Genomic DNA, 17,054 nt, shown 5'->3' on the forward strand with positions numbered 1-17,054 from the left:
ATGACCCTCGGCGCACTCGGGCCTGCCGATTGGTCGGAGTTCGCGCTGACCTCGCCACATGGCTGAAGGTCCCCGCGCCCACGCCGCGAGGCCCTGCCGGTGCCCTCGGCCGACGAACGGGCGCGCCGACGCGGATCGGTCAATAGGCCCGCGGGTAGGGGAAGCCTCGCGGCTCGCCGATCTGCACGCCCAGGCGGGCTTGCAAATCGTCGTCCACATGCGTGCGCAGGGCGGCGTCGCAGATGGCGTAGCCCCAGTTGGTCAGGCGCTCTTGAAGCCCGCGTGGCATGGCCTGTAGCCGCGTCGGAGTGGCCGCCAGGTCGGATGGGTCGCGTGACGTGCAACCCAGCGGGTCCGTACGCGTCCCGTAATCCTCGAACCGGGTCCGGATGCCCCAGTAAGCTCCCGTCCGCGCACCGCGTCGGAACGCGTCGATCAAACCGCGCTTGCGCAGGCTGCGGACCTGGTTGTCGACGACGTCAAGGATGCGGACCGCATGGCGTGCCCAGTCGGTCGCGGGATGCTCCTCGGCGGCGACCTTCTGGCCGCCGTCGCTCACGAACAGGGTCTCGTAACGCTTGATGGCCGTTTCCAGCCCGAGGTTGTCGTACACGCCCCCGTCGCTGAGCGTCACCCGTTCCCGGTAAGCCGGGGAGTCCAACTCCGCAGGGATGTCGTCCGCATACGGCTGCCGGACCTCCAGTTCGAGCGGCGACAGGACGGGTGGAAACGCGGAGGAGGCGGCGACGGCGGTTGCCAGCCGCACGTCCGGATCCTTGACGAGACCTACGCGGTAGTCGCCCATGTAGGGCCGCGAGAAACGCCAGAGCGCCGCCGTCTGGACGTTCGTCGCGTTGATCACGAAGCGCGGTCCTTCGCCCGCGCCGTCGTCGGGCAGGTCGGAGAGCGAGGCGCCGTCGAACAGGATGCGGTCGTACGCGGCGGCAACGCGGTCGCTGATGGTGCCCGGCAGCAGGATGCCGCCGACGATGGCGCCGGCATCGACGTCGGTCGAAGCCATGCGAAGGACCTTGTCGGTGACCAAGTCGAGCCGCGTCGCACGGCAATCTTCGAAACGCAGCTCGCGCCAGTGCAGGCCAAGGACCGCCGCCGTGATCGAGCCGCCCGAGACGCTGGACACGCGCGACAGCTTCCCGAGGATCCCGGCCTCGTTCAGCCTGATCAGGGTTCCGAGATGGAAGACCATCGCGCGGTAGCCGCCGCCGGAGAGGCAAAGCGCGATGCCGGGCTCGGGGCCCCCTGCGGGCTCATCGGACAACCGCGGATCCACAGGCATGGACGACCTCCCGCGCTCGACCACCCCGCCGAATCTTCAAGGCGTCGTGCAGCCGCGGCCGCAACGATAAGCGGACGTACGCGCGGCGCAAGTCCGACATCCCGCTGCTCGGAGGATGCCGGCCGCGTTCGGGCCAGGCGCTTCCCGCGCGATCGACGCCGATCCGCGACGGCTGCATTCGTAATAACCTCCGGCACGGACCTTCCTTCCGGCACTGCCGGGACACTTCGAGGTCGGAAGGCAATCGAAAGCCCTCCTGACGGTTTGGGCATCGCATCGGCGGAAGCGGGGCTGCGAGGAGCCGTCCGATGACGGCCTGCCGCATCGCAGGCAAGCTTGGTGATGGTGGCGGACCGGGTAGGCCGGATGTTCGCAGTCTCCGCGTGCAGCCCGCCCCCGCCGTTCCGAGATGCACGAGGAGCAAACGGTCCGGCGACGGGCTCTCGAACGGCGGGCAAGGTCGGCGGGGACCGTCGTCAGCGGCATGTACGGGCTTCGAGTAACGGATATGCGAGCGAAACCGTGCAGCCCGCTACAGGTTGTACATAGGATTCGCAACCGAGCCTGCGTGTCGGTATCCCTGTATCCAGCCGATCGATTCGGGGGAACCGATGCAAGCGATGGAGCTGCCGGGCAAATCCACAAGGGGTATTATGCCTGAGTTTGTCGCAACATACGACCTGGAAGAAACCGCGCCCTCCCCTCACACGGAGTTCAAGAGGATCGCGAGCGATCATGACTGGCATGGAATGGTAATTGATAGTCGAGACTCTTCGATGAAGTTCCTGCCAAATTCGACGGTCTCCCTGACTGCCGACACGATGCGAGCTGCGGTTTCTTCGTTCGGTGTGCTCGTTTCGGATGCGAAGAGAAACATACCAAATTTCCATATCGAACGGGTAACGATCGTCGGAGGCGGCGAGGTTTGCGCATTCCACGACGGTGATCCCATCCGCTACTGATCGCGCCGGATGCCTGTAAAGGTCTTCGGATCGCTGGCGGCAATGGGGCATGCATGGGAGGCTTGCCCGGCGAGGGCGGCCGGAGCTCCCGCCACGGGGCGACCCGACCGCGGCGAACGGCGAGTATCCGTCCGCCGCCGTTCAGGCGCGCATCCGCCCGTTCGGCGCGCGCAGAGACCGCCGGGTCCGGTGCAGGCGCCAGGCGTGCGATACGACGGCGGGCGTTGCGTCCGATTGCGCTCGACACGAGCGTCGCACGGGACGTGTGCCCAACCCCCGACCCCAGTACCCTGCCGCGATGAAAGCGTGGGGCCGCGTCAGCCCCCGTGGAAGCGGAAGGGCGCAGCGTACGGGCCGGAGGCCGGCAGGACCAGCTCCCGGACCGTCTCACGCTCAAGCGCAGCCATCGGAGCCTGCGGCCGAGGACCTTCGGCACGGCATGGTCAACGACCGCGGTCGGGTTGCCGGCGTGCACCACGCCTCCGCGCACCTGCGGAGGCGGGGTAAGCCCCCGGAGGAAGCCGGGATGCGGGGGCGGGCGCGGGCATTCGGCGGACCCGGGCTGAAGCTAACCTCGTCCCCAAGGAGAAGGGACGAGGACCTGCCTCAAGGCTGCCCCGGAGGGGCGCAACGACGGGCCCGGCAAAGGGAAACCTTTCGCCGCTTCCCTTAAACCCCCATCGGGTTTTGGTCGGGGTCCGCTGGAGCGGGCGACGGTCGTCGGAGATCCCGCCGGTCGCCGCGGCCCCTCCCGGCGGTCTGGCACCCCGTCGCGGCCTATCCGTGTAGGCGCGGACGGTGGAAAGCGGCTCGCCGGGGCTCACGAGCCGGGCGACGCGTGGTAACTTGGCGGCATGGATTCGCTTCAGCATGGCCCGGAGGATCTCGGTCCGCCCGTGTCCCTCCACGTCACCGATCCGCCCGTGCCCATGTCGCGCAAGGCTGCCGGCGCGTACTACACGCCGGACCCTGTCGCCGCGTGCCTCGTGCGGTGGGCCGTGCGCGAGCGCGACGATCGCCTGCTCGACCCGTCCTGCGGCGACGGCGGCTTCCTGGCGCTGCACCCGCGCAGCTTCGGCATCGAGCGGGACGGGACCTCGGCCCGCCTCGCCCGGGAGCGCGCGCCCTGCGGCGAGATCCATGTCGGCGACTTCTTCGCTTGGGCGGAGCGGACCGCGGATCTGTTCGACTGCGCCGCGGGCAACCCGCCCTTCATCCGCTACCAAGCCTTCTCCGGCGAGACGCGCGAGCGCGCCCTGCGCCTGTGCCGGAAGCTCGGCGCGACGTTCTCGGGCCTGACCTCGTCCTGGGCGCCCTTCCTCGTCGCGACGGCCGGCCTGCTCAGGCCGGGCGGCCGCATGGCCTTCGTCGTCCCTGCCGAGATCGGCCACGCGCCCTATGCCGCGCCGCTCCTGGATTTCGTCGTCGGGCGCTTCGCCATGGTCCACCTCGTCGCGATCCGGGAAAAGCTCTTCCCGGAACTGTCGGAGGACTGCTGGCTCCTGTTCGCCGACGGCTACGGGGGCTCCACGCCCGAGATCCGCCTCAGCGCCGTGGACCGGCTCGACGCGGATGGCGGGCCGCCGTCCGCATTCGCGCGCGTCGCCGTCGCGGAGTGGCGATCGGAATGGCGTAGGCGCCTGCGCCCATTCCTGATGCCGGAATCTGCGCGGGACGCCTACCGCCGCGTCCGCGATGCGGACGGTACCCGGCGCCTGGGCGAACTCGCCTCCGTGGGCATCGGCTACGTGAGCGGCGCGAACGACTTCTTCCATCTCCGGCCGTCGGAGGCGCGGCGTCTCGGCATCCCCGACACCTTCTTGCACCCGACCGTGCGCAACGGCCGCGCCCTCTCCGGCAACGTGCTGGGGCCGGACGACGTCGCGCGATGGCTGGCGGCCGACGAGCCCGTCCTGCTGTTGCGGCTCCCCAAGAAAGCCGCGCTGCCCGCGTCGGTCACGGCCTACCTGGACGGCGAGGCCGGGCGGCGCGCGCGCACGGCCTACAAGTGCCGTGTCCGCTCGCCGTGGCACTCCGTGCCGGACGTGCGGGTCCCCGACTACTTCCTGTCCTACATGTCCGGCGAGAGGCCGGCCCTCGTGCGGAACGACGCGGGCTGCACCGCCACCAACTCGGTACACTGCGTCCGCCTTCTCCATCCGGCATCCCGGCGACGCCTGGCGACCTGGGGCACTCCCTTCGTCGACCTGAGCTGCGAGATCGAGGGCCATCCCCTCGGCGGAGGCCTCCTCAAGCTGGAACCGCGCGAGGCCGCGCAGGTCGCCCTGCCCCCGGCGGGCCTTCCGAGGCCCGCCGACGGTGACGCGCTGCGCGAGGGCCTGGCCGTCATGCGGCGGTGGCGCCACCGTGCCGGCTGAGCGCGGGGCGCGCGCACCGTCCGTCTGCCGGTGGATGGACGAGCGCGACGCCTTCCGGGCCTTCGCGACCTCCGAGGACGCCACGCAGAGCCAGCGCCATATCAAGCCGATCCACTGGTACGTGGCCTGCCGCCTCGTCGTCGAGGGCGGCTTCCTGCCCGAGGAGGTCACGCCCCGCCCTCCCCTGGTCGCCCGGGAACGCGACGGCTGGCGACTTTCCTACGACCCGGCCGTCGCGACGGGCGGGGAGCGCACGATCCTCGGCGGCCTGAAGACCAAGGACGTGGACGTGACCGTGCTGAAACCGGGCCTTGGCCCGGTGCTCGCCGTCTCCTGCAAGGGCGCCGTCAAGGCCTTCCGCAACCTGACGAACAGGCTGGAGGAGGCGGTGGGCGACTGCACCAACATCCACATCACCTACCCGGCCCTGGTCGCCGGGTACTTCTTCGCCTTCCGGGCAAACCGGGAGGCCGGGATCGTCGCCGAGGAGGAGGCCGCGGCCGGGACGTCGCCGCGTCGGCAGCTGGCCGCGAACGACATCGCCATTCGGCGCGGCGGCAGCCCGGTCGAGTCGATCCTGCGGTTCCACTACGCCCTGAGCGAGCTCACCGGCCGTCGCGGCATACGCGACGACGTCAGCCGCTACGAGAGCGTCGCCCTCACCCTCGTCGAACCCGACGGCGAACGCGCGGGCGAGACGCTCGACGGCTTCCCCGGCCCGGACAGCCGCATCCTTCTCCGGAACTTCTTCTCGACGCTCTACCTCCGGTACGACGAACGCTACGTGTACGGCGCGCCCGACCTCAAGCCCGTCACGCGCCGGCGGCTTTGGGCGCCGGACTCGCCGGCCTTCGTCGCCGAGGGGACCGGGCGCCTTCCGGCGCGGCCCGACGGATACGAGGCACGGATCGATGGGGCGGCCGAGGAGCCGTTCGGCTTCGCTCCCTGACCGTCTCGCGCCGCCGCATGGCCCCGGACGGCGCCGCCGAACCCGTTCGTGTCGGGCCGGGCCGACCCGTCCGCCGCCATCTCAGGGACGAAGCCGGGCGGGCACCGTCCGGGTGCCGCTCCCGCCCGACGGGGAGGATGACGCGTGGCTCATGACGACGGGCCCCAGCGGATGCCGGCCGCGACTCCTCGCGGCCCGGAAGGCTCGCTCGAGGTGCGGCCCCGGCAAGCCATCCCTCGCGAAGAGCGGCCGCGACGCGCCCCGGCGTTCAGAGCTCGATGCGCAGGGACAAGGGATCGACGGCCGCATCCCTCGCGCGGTAGGCGATCCGGTTCCCCGGCCTTCCCTGTATCGTCGCCATCGCCGCGCGCACGTGCGGCAGGTCGTTTGTGACGTGGATCGTGCACGGCCTCCCCTCCTGTGTGTACGCGATCTGCTCCAGGACCGCCGGCTTCGGGTTGCCGTCGCGGCCGTTCGCCGAGATCACGTAGTGTCTGGCCGGGAACTGCCGGAGGAAGCCTTCGGTGATCCCGCGGTCGCTGCCGTGATGGGGCACCTTCATGACGTCGACCAAGAACGGGTGGTCGCTCCCCTGCCGCGCGGCCTGCCAACCGGCGACGATGTCGTCCCCGCGGGCATCGCCGGTCAGGAGGATGCGCTTCCCGCCCGCCTCCACCATGGCGACGATGCTCGACAGGTTCGGGACGGAGGTGTCGAGGTCCTCGCGAAAGAGCCCGGCCAGCTCCGCCGGCCGGGCGCCCCGCGGCTTGGCGGCCGCCTTTGCCCACTTGTCTCGCAAGGCGTCCAACCTCGCCTTGAGAGGGGCGAGGACGGTGACCTTCGCGCCGGCCAGCTCCCGCAGGGTCGTCGGTGCCGAAATCAGGCCTCCGGGCACGGAGGCGTTCATCGGAACCCTCAATGCGGAGAGCGTCCGGCGCAGCTCGCTGCCCTGTTGGAAGCTCGCGACCTCCGCGGTCGCGGCCCGATGCGCGTCGAGGATGTCGGCCGGGGCGGCACGGCCGACCCGTTTCGCGGCGCCGACGATGTCGTCGAAGCTGTTGAACCAAACCTCCTTGAGGTCGACCGTACCATCCACCCGCTCCTCCAGGACGAGACGGCTTTCCCTCCGAACCAGCGCGAGGACGCCGCCGATGTGGTCGTCGTCGATATGGGTCACCATGCAGAGGTCGACGCGCAGCGTGCGGCCGCCGCGGAGTTGCTCGATACGGGGAGACAGCCGTTCCGGGTAGGTCGATGGAGGTCCGGCGTCGACGAGCCAGAGGCGCCTGCGTCCGTCGGCGTCGTCGAAGTGAATGAGGAAGCAGTCGCCGTGCGCGGCGTCCAGGGCCTCGAAGATGACCATGTCCGCCCCCTCAGATCGATTGGAGCGCGCGGAGCACGTCGACCAGGCCGGCACCTTGGAAGTAGCGTTCGCGCCCGAGGTCGGTGCAGGTTCGGCAGAGGACTTCCTTGATCCTGCGTGGGTCGCCGATCAACTCGCGGTGCCGGGCCATGAGCAGCGCCGCGGCGCCGCTCACGTGCGGGGCCGCCATGCTGGTGCCGTCGAGCCGGCGCAGGCCCCCGCCAGGGGTCGGGCCGAGGATCTTCTCGCCGGGCGCCACGAGGTCGGGCTTGATCCGCCCGTCACCCGTCGGCCCGCGGCTGGAGAAGAAGCTGACGCCGTAGGTGTGGGGCTCGATGCGGTGGGTCGATCCGACCGTGATCACCTCGCGCGCGTTGCCGGGATCCGTCACGGTGATCGACCGGAAGTCCCCGAAGTGGTCATCCGCCCGGCCCGTGACCCAGCCGCGGTTGCCCGCCGCGGCCACCACCACCACGCCCTGTCCGGACAAGCGGTTGCATTCCTCGCAGACCGGCGTCCTCCCGCAGGCGAAGCTCTCGACCTCGTGAGGGATGGACAAGCTCAGGTTGACGCCGTGGATGACGGGCAGGCGACGGTTCTTATTCAGGAAGCCGACGAACTCAAGGGCGGCCTGAATGGTGAACTCGTCACCTCCGGCCCCGTCGTCGCCGAACACCCTCAGGTCGTACAGTTCCAGGGCAGGGCAAATCCCGCGCACGTCGATGTCCCGTTCGGGGTTCTCCTCCTGTGGCCAATCCGCCGCGAGGATGCCCGCCACGTGCGTGCCATGGGCCGAGGCGGGTGGCCGATAGCCGGGCCCATGCGGCACGCGGATGATCGTCTGGATCGTGGTCCAGTCGAGGTCGCCGCCATCGTCGTAGCGACGACGCATCGCCTCGATCTGCCGGCGGAAGCGTCGCGTCTCGGCCGACGCCTGCAGCCGGTCGGGCCAGCCGCCGCTCTCGCTGCGCGGGATCCTCCCGGTCGCGATCAACCTCCGCAGGAAGGTGAAGTCGTAGGTCTCGGAAACCCGCGTGACCGCTGCCCATCCCGCCTCGGGATCGAAGGCCGGGTCGCGGACGCGTTCCGTCTCCAGCCTCTTGCGATCCCGGAATGCGGGATGCCGCGCGTCGACGCCGTCGTCGACGATTCCCCAGCGGATACCGGTCGTGTCCAGGTTGAAGACGCAGTGGGCCGCGTCGGCCTTCACGGTGCGGCGGGAGACGCCGACCGAGACCGACGCCTCCCTGTTGCGGTTGATCGTCCAGATCCGCGGTTCCTGGCCCGTCCCCTCTCCCCCTGCATCGACGCCGGCGCCATAGGGGTGCATGGCGCGGGCCATCTCGACGAACCGCGCGATGATGGGTTGCGCGGCCAGCAGCGTCGGGCGCCGCCGTCCGGGACGCCCTCCCGCTAGGATCTCCTCGATCGGGGCGAGGTCCGTCCGTACGGTCGCCGGGTCTTCCCGCAGGCTGACCGTCGCCGCCAGCGCCGCGAACCGGAAGAACTCCCATTGCCCCGTCCGCGAGACGGCGGCGGCGATCTCGTCGTCGTACTCGGTCCCGCGGAACAAGCGGTCGTGAAATGCGTCAAGCGGACCGATCTGCGCGGAGACGCGGATCCACCACGATGTCATCGGCACCACGATCTCGAAGAGCTGCCTGAAGCCGAGGCGCGCGCAGACCGCGCCGTTGAGGTAGGCGACCTCCGCCCGCGTCGCGGCACGCGCGTCGGCGGCGGCCAGCCTGTCGCGCAGGTTCCTCGCGAGCGCGCCGGGGCTGGAGCCCGAGTAGGGCGTCAGGATCAGGTCGATCGGCCGACCGGGCTCGCGGAGGAACGCGAACCACACGTTGGGCAGGATGGCGCTGTCCTGGGTGAAGCGCTGATGTCCGAACGTGGCGAAGACCAGGGCGCGGAACTCCTCGTCACCGGTCGCCTGCACCCGGCGCGCCATGCCCTCGTCCCCTGCCCGAAAGCCCTAATCAGCCACGCCGGACCAGCGATGTAAACGGTGGCTGGAAGTCGAGGCGCCGTCTCCGGCGCCGGAAATCGAGGGCGGCGGTTTCCGGTGCGGCATGATCCGCAGGCAGGGCCGGTACATGCGCTTACCGAACGACTGGGCCGATGCCCCTTGGAGGCCTGTTCGCGCAGATGCTCGGCGCAGGCACGGGCTCCGATGCGGAGGACCCGGGCCGGGCGCCGGATCGCGTCGATCGAGCCTCGTCGATCGACGGGGCATCCAGGCCGTCGTGGAAGGCCGAAGCGGGCATGGGCGGATGCCCCGTCGCACGATGCGCGGCTCGTCCCGGGGTTCCTGCGAGCCCCGAAGGCTTTCGCGCCTTCGCCATCGGCCGCTCGACCATTCATCAGGCGTGGCGCCCCGTGCCATCGTTCGGAGGCGCTCCGCCAGCCGCGATGCGGGCGAGGCTCGAACGATCGACGACGTGGACCCATCCCCGCCCCGGGGCGACGATACCGGCCCGTGCCCAACCCGAGAGGATGCGGCTGACGGTGAAGAAGGTCGCGCCGCAAAGCTCACCCAGCTCCTGGCGCGTCATCCTGACCAAGCCTTCGTGCTTCGCGCCGCCGCCCTGCGAGCTCGTCAGCGTCAGGAGCAATGCCGCAAGCCGCCGCCGGACCGGCTCGGCGTTCAGCAGGGCCTCGCGATGGGCCACGTCCATGAGCTGACCGCTGATGATGGCAAGGGCGTTCATCGTCAGCCGGGGGTGATGCATCATGAGGGCGAGGATCTGCTCACGCGGCCAGGCGTACGTCTCGCAAGTCCCCAACGTGAGGGCGCTCGCAGGATAGGGACACCCGCGGAACACCGCGGCGCAGCCGACCAGGTCCCCGGATCCCAGCAGCCGGATGGTGGATTGCCGCCCGTCGTCGGTCACGGCGGTGAGCTTCGCCCGTCCCGCCACGAGTAGGATCAACTCCCCAGGCGGGTCCCCTTGCCTCGCAAGAAGCGTGTCGGGGCCAAGACGTGACGCCTTCGCCCGGCCCAGCACCGCCTCCATGCTCGGCTCGTCGAGCGCGTGAAACAACTCATGGCGGCGCAGCAGTCCGCCCGCGGCGCCAGCCTCCTCCTTGAACATGGGTCGCTCCCGGGATGCAGGGCGCCTTCTGAGGAGTTCCGCACCGTCGCTCTTTGACCTCGGTCAAAGACGAGCCGACGCGGCCTGTGCTCACGTCGGCGCGACCGCAACCGCCGAGAATGGATTTGCACCCAGGGCTCCAGCCTTCGTTCGGCCATCCGCTCCTGGGACGCCCGGGAGCTCCGGGAGCGGGCCGCTTCGGGACCGGGAAGTACGCCGCCGGTCCCCAACCACGGCGGCACCCCTCGTGCATCGGCGTCCGGGACACGGTCGCGGACGTCGATGATGCGTCAGCCCCAGGCGCAAGAGCCCTAACCGCGGGAACTCGTTCAGGCCGCTTACCCGACAGTCCGGCGCTGCCAGCGATGGATGCCGGGAGAGGCGGAAAGCCTTCGAGCGAGGGAGGCGCGGTTGAACGCCTGGCGTCCGTCCGGTCCGTCCCACGTTGCCGGCGCGATGTGAGCGGTGCCGGCGGATCCAGCGAGCGAACGAACGGCGGCCTCGCCGCATCACCCCCCGACCATTCCCGACGGTCGCATCGAAGTCAGTCCGCGCGACGTCATCGGCACGCGATGCGCAGCGCCGCGAGGGCCACGTTCCGAGGTCCGCCACGTATGCCCGTAAGCAGGGCTTGGAACGTATCGGGGCCGGGTCCGACGTGCCGCTCGGATCCACCGTCGCATGTCGGGACCGTCCGACCACGGAGGCGATCACGCAGATGGCCCTAGACCAGGTTCAAGGAACGCCCTCCTCCGCACCGATCGAGCGCGACGCGCGCCTGGCGTCCACCGACCACAAGGTGGCGCCGAGCGAGATCGCCATCGGTGTCATCATCGGCCGGGCCGCGGAATACTTCGACTTCTTCGTCTTCGCCATCGCCGCGGTGGTCGTATTCCCCAAGGTGTTCTTCCCCTTCGCCCCTCCGCTCGAGGCGACGCTCTACTCCTTCGCGATGTTCTCGCTGGCCTTCGTCGCGAGGCCGGTCGGCTCGGTCATCTTCACGGCTCTGGACCGGCGGCACGGCCGCGGCGTCAAGCTGACCGTCGCATTGTTCCTGCTCGGCTTCTCCACGATGGCGATCTCGTTCCTGCCGGGCTACGCGCAGATCGGCGCCGCGTCCCTTTACCTCCTCGGCGTCCTGCGGGTCGGACAAGGCCTCGCCCTGGGCGGCGCTTGGGACGGCCTCGCATCGCTCCTCGCGCTCAACGCCCCGGTCGAGCGCCGGGGCTTCTACGCCGCCATCCCGCAGCTCGGCGCGCCGCTGGGCTTCATCCTCGCCAGCGTCCTGTTCTCGTTCTTCCTGCTCAACCTATCGGAGGCCGACTTCCTGGAATGGGGGTGGCGTTACCCCTTCTTCTGCGCCTTCGCCATCAACGTCGTGGCCCTGTTCGCGCGCCTTCGGCTCGTCGCCACCGACGAGTTCTCGCGCCTCCTCGAACGGCGTCGGCTGGAGCCCTCGCCCATCGTACCGCTGGTCCGCAACCATTCGACCGAGCTTGTCTTCGGCGCCCTGATCCCCCTGGCGAGCTTCGCGCTGTTCCACCTCGTGACGGTCTTTCCCATCAGCTGGATAACCCTGTTCACGGACCGGTCGGCCGGCGAGTTCCTGATGGTGCAAAGTTCCGGCGCGTTCATCTGCGCCGGGGCGGTCGTCGCCTCGGGGTTGCTCGCCGACCTCATCGGCCGTCGCATGCTCCTCCTGGTCTCGGCCGGCCTGATCGCCGTCTTCGCCCTCTGCAGCATCGTCGCCCCGCTGCTCTTCGAGGAGAACGCGATCGGCCAGACGATCTACGTCAATGCCGGCTTCGCGCTGCTCGGCCTCTCCTACGGCCAATCGTCGGGCGCCGTGACGGCACGCCTCGACCAACGATACCGCTACACCGGCGCCGCGCTCACCAACGACCTGGCCTGGTTGCTCGGTGCAGGCTTCGCGCCGCTGATCGTCCTGTTCCTGTCGGCGCAATACGGCCTCGCCTGCGTCGGCCTGTACTTGTTGTCCGGAGCGCTGACCACCTTGTTGGCGCTCGGCGTGACCCGGTCCGAGGTCAGGCAGGTCTGAGTTCCGCGGATGCAGCCAACCCGCCCCGTCCGAACGAGGCTCGCCGCCGTACGCGCGGCGAGGGACCATGGAGTGAACGCCCTGACCAGTCCTTCAGCTCCCCCCTCCCCCGGCGCTCGCGGTCGACGCGGCTCCCGCACGCGCTGGTCCCTGCGAGGCCTGGCGCTGATCGCGGCATCGGCACTGCTTGGCGGCTGCAACCTGATCGTCATGAATCCCGCGGGGGACGTCGCCGTCCAGCAGCGCAACCTCATCCTGGCGTCCACCGCGCTGATGCTGCTGGTCATCGTTCCCGTGATCGCGCTCGCCTTCCTGTTCGGGTGGCGCTACCGCGCCTCGAACCCGGACGCGACCTACGACCCGGACTGGCACCACTCGACGCAGCTCGAGGTGGTCATTTGGACCGTGCCGCTGCTCATCATCATCGCGCTGGGCGCCATGACCTGGATCAGCACGCATACGCTCGATCCCTACAGGCCCCTTTCCCGGCTGGCGCCCAACAAGCCGGTGCCGGCCGACGTGAAGCCCCTGACGGTGCAGGTCGTGGCGCTCGATTGGAAGTGGCTGTTCTTCTACCCGGAATACGGGATCGCCAGCCTGAACGAGATGGCCGCCCCGGCGAACCGGCCGATCGTCTTCAAGCTCACCTCCTCCTCCGTGTGGAACACGTTCTACGTTCCCGCGCTCGCCGGCATGATCTACGCCATGCCGGGCATGGAGACGAAGCTCCATGCGGTCATGAACAAGGAGGGGGAGTTCAGGGGGCAATCGGCCCACTACAGCGGGTCCGGATTCTCCCGCATGAACTTCGGCTTCCGGAGCCTCGGCGAGTGGGGCTTCGAAGAGTGGGTGGCGAAGGCGAAGGCGTCCGGAGCACCCCTGAACCGGGAAGTCTTCCTCAAGCTCGAACGGCCGAGCGAGGCGGAGCCGGTCCGATACTTCGCCTCCGTCGAGAACGGCCTGTACGAGGCCATCCTCGGCATGTGCGTCGAGCCGAACCTGATGTGCGCGAGCGAGATGCACCACATCGACAAGCGGGGAGGCGCCGGCCTGGAGAGCGCGGCCAACCGCGAGCGGCTCGATTACGACAACCGCCGCCTGAGGAGCGGTGACGAGCCGTCGGGCGCCACCTTCCCGGCATCGGGCCGGCCGCCCATGGGCGCCGTCCAGCCGGAGGGCATGATGCCCCGCGACCAACACCTGAGCCGCGAGGGCGTCAACGAGCGCAAGGGCGAGCCCGACCAGGGACAGGGCAACGCCCTACCGGGCGCCGATAGGAGCCCCGCGCCGGCACAGTTGAACAATCGCCCTTCCGAACGCCACAAGCACTGATCCGAGCGAGCATCAGCATGTTCTCGAACCTCGATCTCAGGCAGCTCGTCTTCGGGCGGCTGACGCTCGAAGCCGTACCCTATCACGAACCCATCCTGGTCTGGACCTTCGTCGCGGTCGCGGTCGCCGGAATCGCGCTCCTTGGCCTCGTCACCTGGTACGGTAAGTGGGGGTATCTCTGGCGGGAGTGGTTCACGAGCGTCGATCACAAGAAGATCGGCATCATGTACGTCGTACTCGCTATCGTGATGCTCCTGCGCGGCTTCGCCGACGCGATCATGATGGTGACCCAGAAGGCGCTCTCGGTCGGGGCGTCGGAGGGTTACCTGCCACCCCACCATTACGACCAGGTCTTCACCGCCCACGGCACGATCATGATCTTCTTCATGGCCATGCCCTTCGTGACCGGCGTGATGAACTACATCATGCCGCTGCAGATCGGCGCGCGCGACGTCGCATTCCCCTTCCTGAACAACTTCAGCTTCTGGATGACGGCCGGCGGCGCGGTCCTCACGATGCTGTCCTTGTTCGTCGGCGAGTTCTCGCGGGCGACCTGGCTCGCCTACCCTCCCCTGTCGGGGGCGGCCTACAGCCCGGGCGTCGGCGTCGACTACTACATCTGGGGCCTCCAGATCGCCGGCGTCGGCAGCACGCTGTCCGGCGTCAACCTGATCGCGACCATCGTCAAGATGCGTGCCCCCGGCATGACGATGATGAAGCTGCCGGTCTTCTGCTGGACGACGCTCGCCAGCAACGCGATCATCGTCACGATCTTCCCGATCTTGACCGTCGCGCTCGCGCTGTTGGCGCTCGACCGTTACGTGGGAACGCACTTCTTCACGAACGATTACGGCGGCAACTCGATGCTGTACATGAACCTCATCTGGATCTGGGGCCATCCGGAGGTTTACGTCCTCATCCTGCCCGCATTCGGCATCTACTCGGAAGTCGTGTCGACGTTCTGCAGCAAGCGGCTGTTCGGCTACGCCTCGATGGTCTACGCGACCGCCGTCATCGCCCTCGTGTCATGGCTGACCTGGCTCCACCACTTCTTCACGATGGGTGCCGGTGCCAACGTCAATGCCTTCTTCGGCATCACGACGATGATCATCTCGATCCCGACCGGGGCGAAGGTGTTCAACTGGCTCTTCACCATGTACCGCGGGAAGATCCGCTTCGAGACCCCGATGCTCTGGGTCATGGGTTTCATCCCGACCTTCGTGATCGGCGGACTGACCGGCGTGCTGCTCGCCGTGCCGCCCGCCGACTTCGTCCTGCATAACAGCCTGTTCCTGGTCGCCCACTTCCACAACGTCATCATCGGCGGCGTGGTCTTCGGCCTATTGGCGGGCGTGAACTATTGGTTCCCCAAGGCCTTCGGCTTCAAGCTCGACCCGTTCTGGGGGAAGGTGTCGTTCTGGTGCTGGCTCGTGGGATTCTGGGTCACGTTCATGCCGATCTACATCGTCGGCCTGATGGGGGTGACACGCCGCACGCAGCACTTCGACGACCCGACGGTGCAGCCCTACCTCACGGTGGCGGCCCTCGGTGCCTTCATCATCATGGCGGGCATCGCCGCCTTCGTGGTCCAGATCCTCGTCAGCATCCTGCGGCGGGAACGGCTGCGCGACCTCACGGGGGACCCTTGGGGAGGGCGGACCCTGGAATGGTCGACCGCCTCGCCGCCGCCGCCCTACAACTTCGCGTTCACGCCGGTCGTCCACGATCTCGACGCGTGGTGGGACATGAAGAAGCGCGGACACGAGCGGCCCCTCGAGGGCTACCGGCCGATCCACATGCCCCGGAACACGAGCGCGGGCATCGTCCTGGCGGGGATCAGCACCGTGCTCGGCTTCGCCCTGGTCTGGTACATCTGGTGGCTGGCCGCCCTGTCGTTCGCCGGCCTCCTCGCCGTCGCGGTCCTCCACACGTACAACTACAACCGCGACTTCTACATCCCTGCCGAAGACGTGGTCCGGCTCGAGAGCCAAAGAACCGCGCAGCTCGCAGCGAGGGCCTGAGCCGATGCACGAGACGACCGCCCCGCCCGGCGCAGCACGGCCGGTCTTCTACGAACGGGAGGAGCACGCCCACGGCGACGGGGGCACGCTGCTCGGGTTCTGGATCTACCTGATGAGCGATTGCCTCGTCTTCGCGGCCCTGTTCGCGACGTACGGCGTGCTCGGCAGCAACTATGCGGCAGGCCCCTCGGGAGCCGAACTGTTCGACCTCAGGCTCGTCGCGCTGAACACGGGTCTCCTGCTGCTCTCGTCCATCACCTATGGCTTCGCCATGCTGGAGATGGAGAGGGACCGCGTCGACGCCACCATCGGCTGGCTGGCCGTGACGGGTCTGTTCGGGGCAGGCTTCCTCGGCATCGAGCTCTACGAGTTCGCGCACCTCATCCGGGAGGGCGCGACCCCGCAACGCAGCGCCTTCCTGTCCTCCTTCTTCGCGCTCGTGGGCACCCACGGCCTGCACGTCACGTTCGGCGTCATCTGGCTGGTCACGCTCGTGACCCAGGTGCGCCGCTTCGGGCTCATCGCCGAGAACAGGCGGCGCCTGATGTGCCTGTCGATGTTCTGGCACTTCCTCGACGTGGTCTGGATCGGCGTTTTCACCTTCGTCTACCTGATGGGAATTTCGCGATGAGCACCCTGCCCGGACGCGGGATCGCATACGAGCCTCGCACTGGCGGATCCGCGCGGGGAGGATCCCATCCGCCCGGTGCCCACGGCACCTTCCGGAGCTACGTCACCGGCTTCGCCCTCTCCGTCGTCCTCACCGCCATCCCGTTCTGGCTCGTCATGGGTGACATCCTCGGCGACAAGCTCAAGACGGATCTCGTCGTCATGGCGTTCGCGGCGGCACAGATCGTGGTTCACATGATCTACTTCCTCCACATGAACACGAGATCGGAGGGTGGTTGGACCTTCCTGTCCTTGATGTTCACGCTGACCCTGGTCGTCATCGCCCTCGCCGGGTCGATCTGGGTCATGTACCACCTCGACCAGAACATGATGCCGATGTCTCCCCACGAGGCCCTGCACAAGCCCTGACGCGTGGGCGGGACGCCGGGTCCGGGAGCGACGCCCGCCCGGCTCGGAGGCCGCCCCGATCGATCCGGGAAGGCCGCGATCGTCCCCGCCAGCCGAAGGCGCGAATCCTCGCCGAGGTGCAACCGGGCGAGGCCGGGGCTGCGGGGGATCCCGGTCGTGGCGAGGTGGCAGACTCCTACCGTCGAACCGCCGCGAGCTCCGCGCCGCATGGTCTGATGAACGCCCCGGCGTTTCCGCCCGGCGCCCTGAACAGGGAACGGAAGGTGACGGGCTCGGCTGGAGCCGGAGAGAGCCGATGCTACCCGTACCGAACCTTGCAGGGCGATCCCTCCCCTTTCGCCGGAACTGGGGTGTCCGGGTCATGATCCCGCGGTGAATGCCTACGCGGTGCGTGACGGGCGCGACTGCCTGCTTCGAAGCCATCCTTGCCGCAAGGTGCTGGATTGCACACATCCGCATTCACGCAAGACCGCATCCCGCACGATCACGCCGGCCGATCTTCAGTGTGACGACCGTAGCTTGACGCCCCAATGATGGTCACGCCAAGAGCCGCGCAG

General features: G+C 68.8%; 12 protein-coding genes. 8 read left to right on the plus strand and 4 right to left on the minus strand.

From position 1 onward, the window contains the following. Positions 1–139: 139 nt before the first annotated feature. Entirely contained in the window at positions 140–1,297 is a 1,158-nt protein-coding gene (locus DK427_RS19745) for a patatin-like phospholipase family protein (RefSeq protein ID WP_109952749.1), read from the minus strand. A 611-nt stretch (positions 1,298–1,908) separates the two neighbouring features. Between DK427_RS19745 and DK427_RS26485 the strand changes: the two genes are divergently transcribed. The 3 genes from DK427_RS26485 (at position 1,909) to DK427_RS19755 (ending at position 5,586) form a co-directional block, all read left to right on the plus strand. Beyond that, positions 1,909–2,259 carry a hypothetical protein gene (locus DK427_RS26485; RefSeq protein WP_162559852.1) on the plus strand — a complete coding sequence of 117 codons (351 nt, stop codon included), beginning with the start codon at positions 1,909–1,911 and terminating at the stop codon, positions 2,257–2,259. 896 nt (positions 2,260–3,155) lie between these two features. After that, a complete protein-coding gene (locus DK427_RS19750; protein ID WP_245930641.1) occupies positions 3,156–4,637 on the plus strand; it encodes an N-6 DNA methylase in 1,482 nt (493 codons plus the stop codon). A gap of 34 nt (positions 4,638–4,671) precedes the next feature. After that, complete coding sequence (locus tag DK427_RS19755) at positions 4,672–5,586, plus strand: hypothetical protein (RefSeq protein WP_204165198.1); 915 nt, start codon at positions 4,672–4,674, stop codon at positions 5,584–5,586. Between the two features lie 268 nt (positions 5,587–5,854). Here DK427_RS19755 and DK427_RS19760 read toward each other — a convergent pair whose 3' ends face one another. The 3 genes from DK427_RS19760 to DK427_RS19770 all read right to left on the minus strand — a co-directional run bounded on the left by DK427_RS19760 (position 5,855) and on the right by DK427_RS19770 (position 10,047). Next, a complete protein-coding gene (locus DK427_RS19760; protein ID WP_109952751.1) occupies positions 5,855–6,949 on the minus strand; it encodes a ComEC/Rec2 family competence protein in 1,095 nt (364 codons plus the stop codon). Between the two features lie 10 nt (positions 6,950–6,959). Beyond that, positions 6,960–8,903: a S8 family peptidase gene (locus tag DK427_RS19765; protein WP_204165199.1), complete on the minus strand. Its 1,944-nt coding sequence runs from the start codon at positions 8,901–8,903 to the stop codon at positions 6,960–6,962. Between the two features lie 412 nt (positions 8,904–9,315). Then, positions 9,316–10,047, minus strand: a complete 732-nt coding sequence (locus tag DK427_RS19770) for a Crp/Fnr family transcriptional regulator (protein WP_109952752.1) — start codon at positions 10,045–10,047, stop codon at positions 9,316–9,318. Between the two features lie 718 nt (positions 10,048–10,765). Between DK427_RS19770 and DK427_RS19775 the strand changes: the two genes are divergently transcribed. The 5 genes from DK427_RS19775 (at position 10,766) to cyoD (ending at position 16,497) form a co-directional block, all read left to right on the plus strand. Next, positions 10,766–12,106: an MFS transporter gene (locus DK427_RS19775; protein ID WP_109952753.1), complete on the plus strand. Its 1,341-nt coding sequence runs from the start codon at positions 10,766–10,768 to the stop codon at positions 12,104–12,106. Positions 12,107–12,316: 210 nt separating this feature from the next. Beyond that, on the plus strand, positions 12,317–13,438 hold the full coding sequence (cyoA, locus tag DK427_RS19780; RefSeq protein WP_245930642.1) for a ubiquinol oxidase subunit II: 1,122 nt from the start codon (positions 12,317–12,319) through the stop codon (positions 13,436–13,438). Between the two features lie 17 nt (positions 13,439–13,455). Further along, on the plus strand, positions 13,456–15,459 hold the full coding sequence (gene cyoB / locus DK427_RS19785) for a cytochrome o ubiquinol oxidase subunit I (RefSeq protein WP_109952755.1): 2,004 nt from the start codon (positions 13,456–13,458) through the stop codon (positions 15,457–15,459). A 4-nt stretch (positions 15,460–15,463) separates the two neighbouring features. Next, positions 15,464–16,090 (plus strand): cytochrome o ubiquinol oxidase subunit III, encoded by a 627-nt coding sequence (cyoC, locus tag DK427_RS19790; protein ID WP_109952756.1) that lies wholly within the window; start codon positions 15,464–15,466, stop codon positions 16,088–16,090. Next, entirely contained in the window at positions 16,087–16,497 is a 411-nt protein-coding gene (gene cyoD / locus DK427_RS19795) for a cytochrome o ubiquinol oxidase subunit IV (RefSeq protein WP_109952757.1), read from the plus strand. The genes cyoC and cyoD overlap by 4 nt, the downstream gene beginning before the upstream one ends. Positions 16,498–17,054 lie beyond the last annotated feature (557 nt).

The sequence above is a fragment of the Methylobacterium radiodurans genome (assembly GCF_003173735.1).
GTDB classification, from domain to species: Bacteria; Pseudomonadota; Alphaproteobacteria; order Rhizobiales; family Beijerinckiaceae; genus Methylobacterium; species Methylobacterium radiodurans.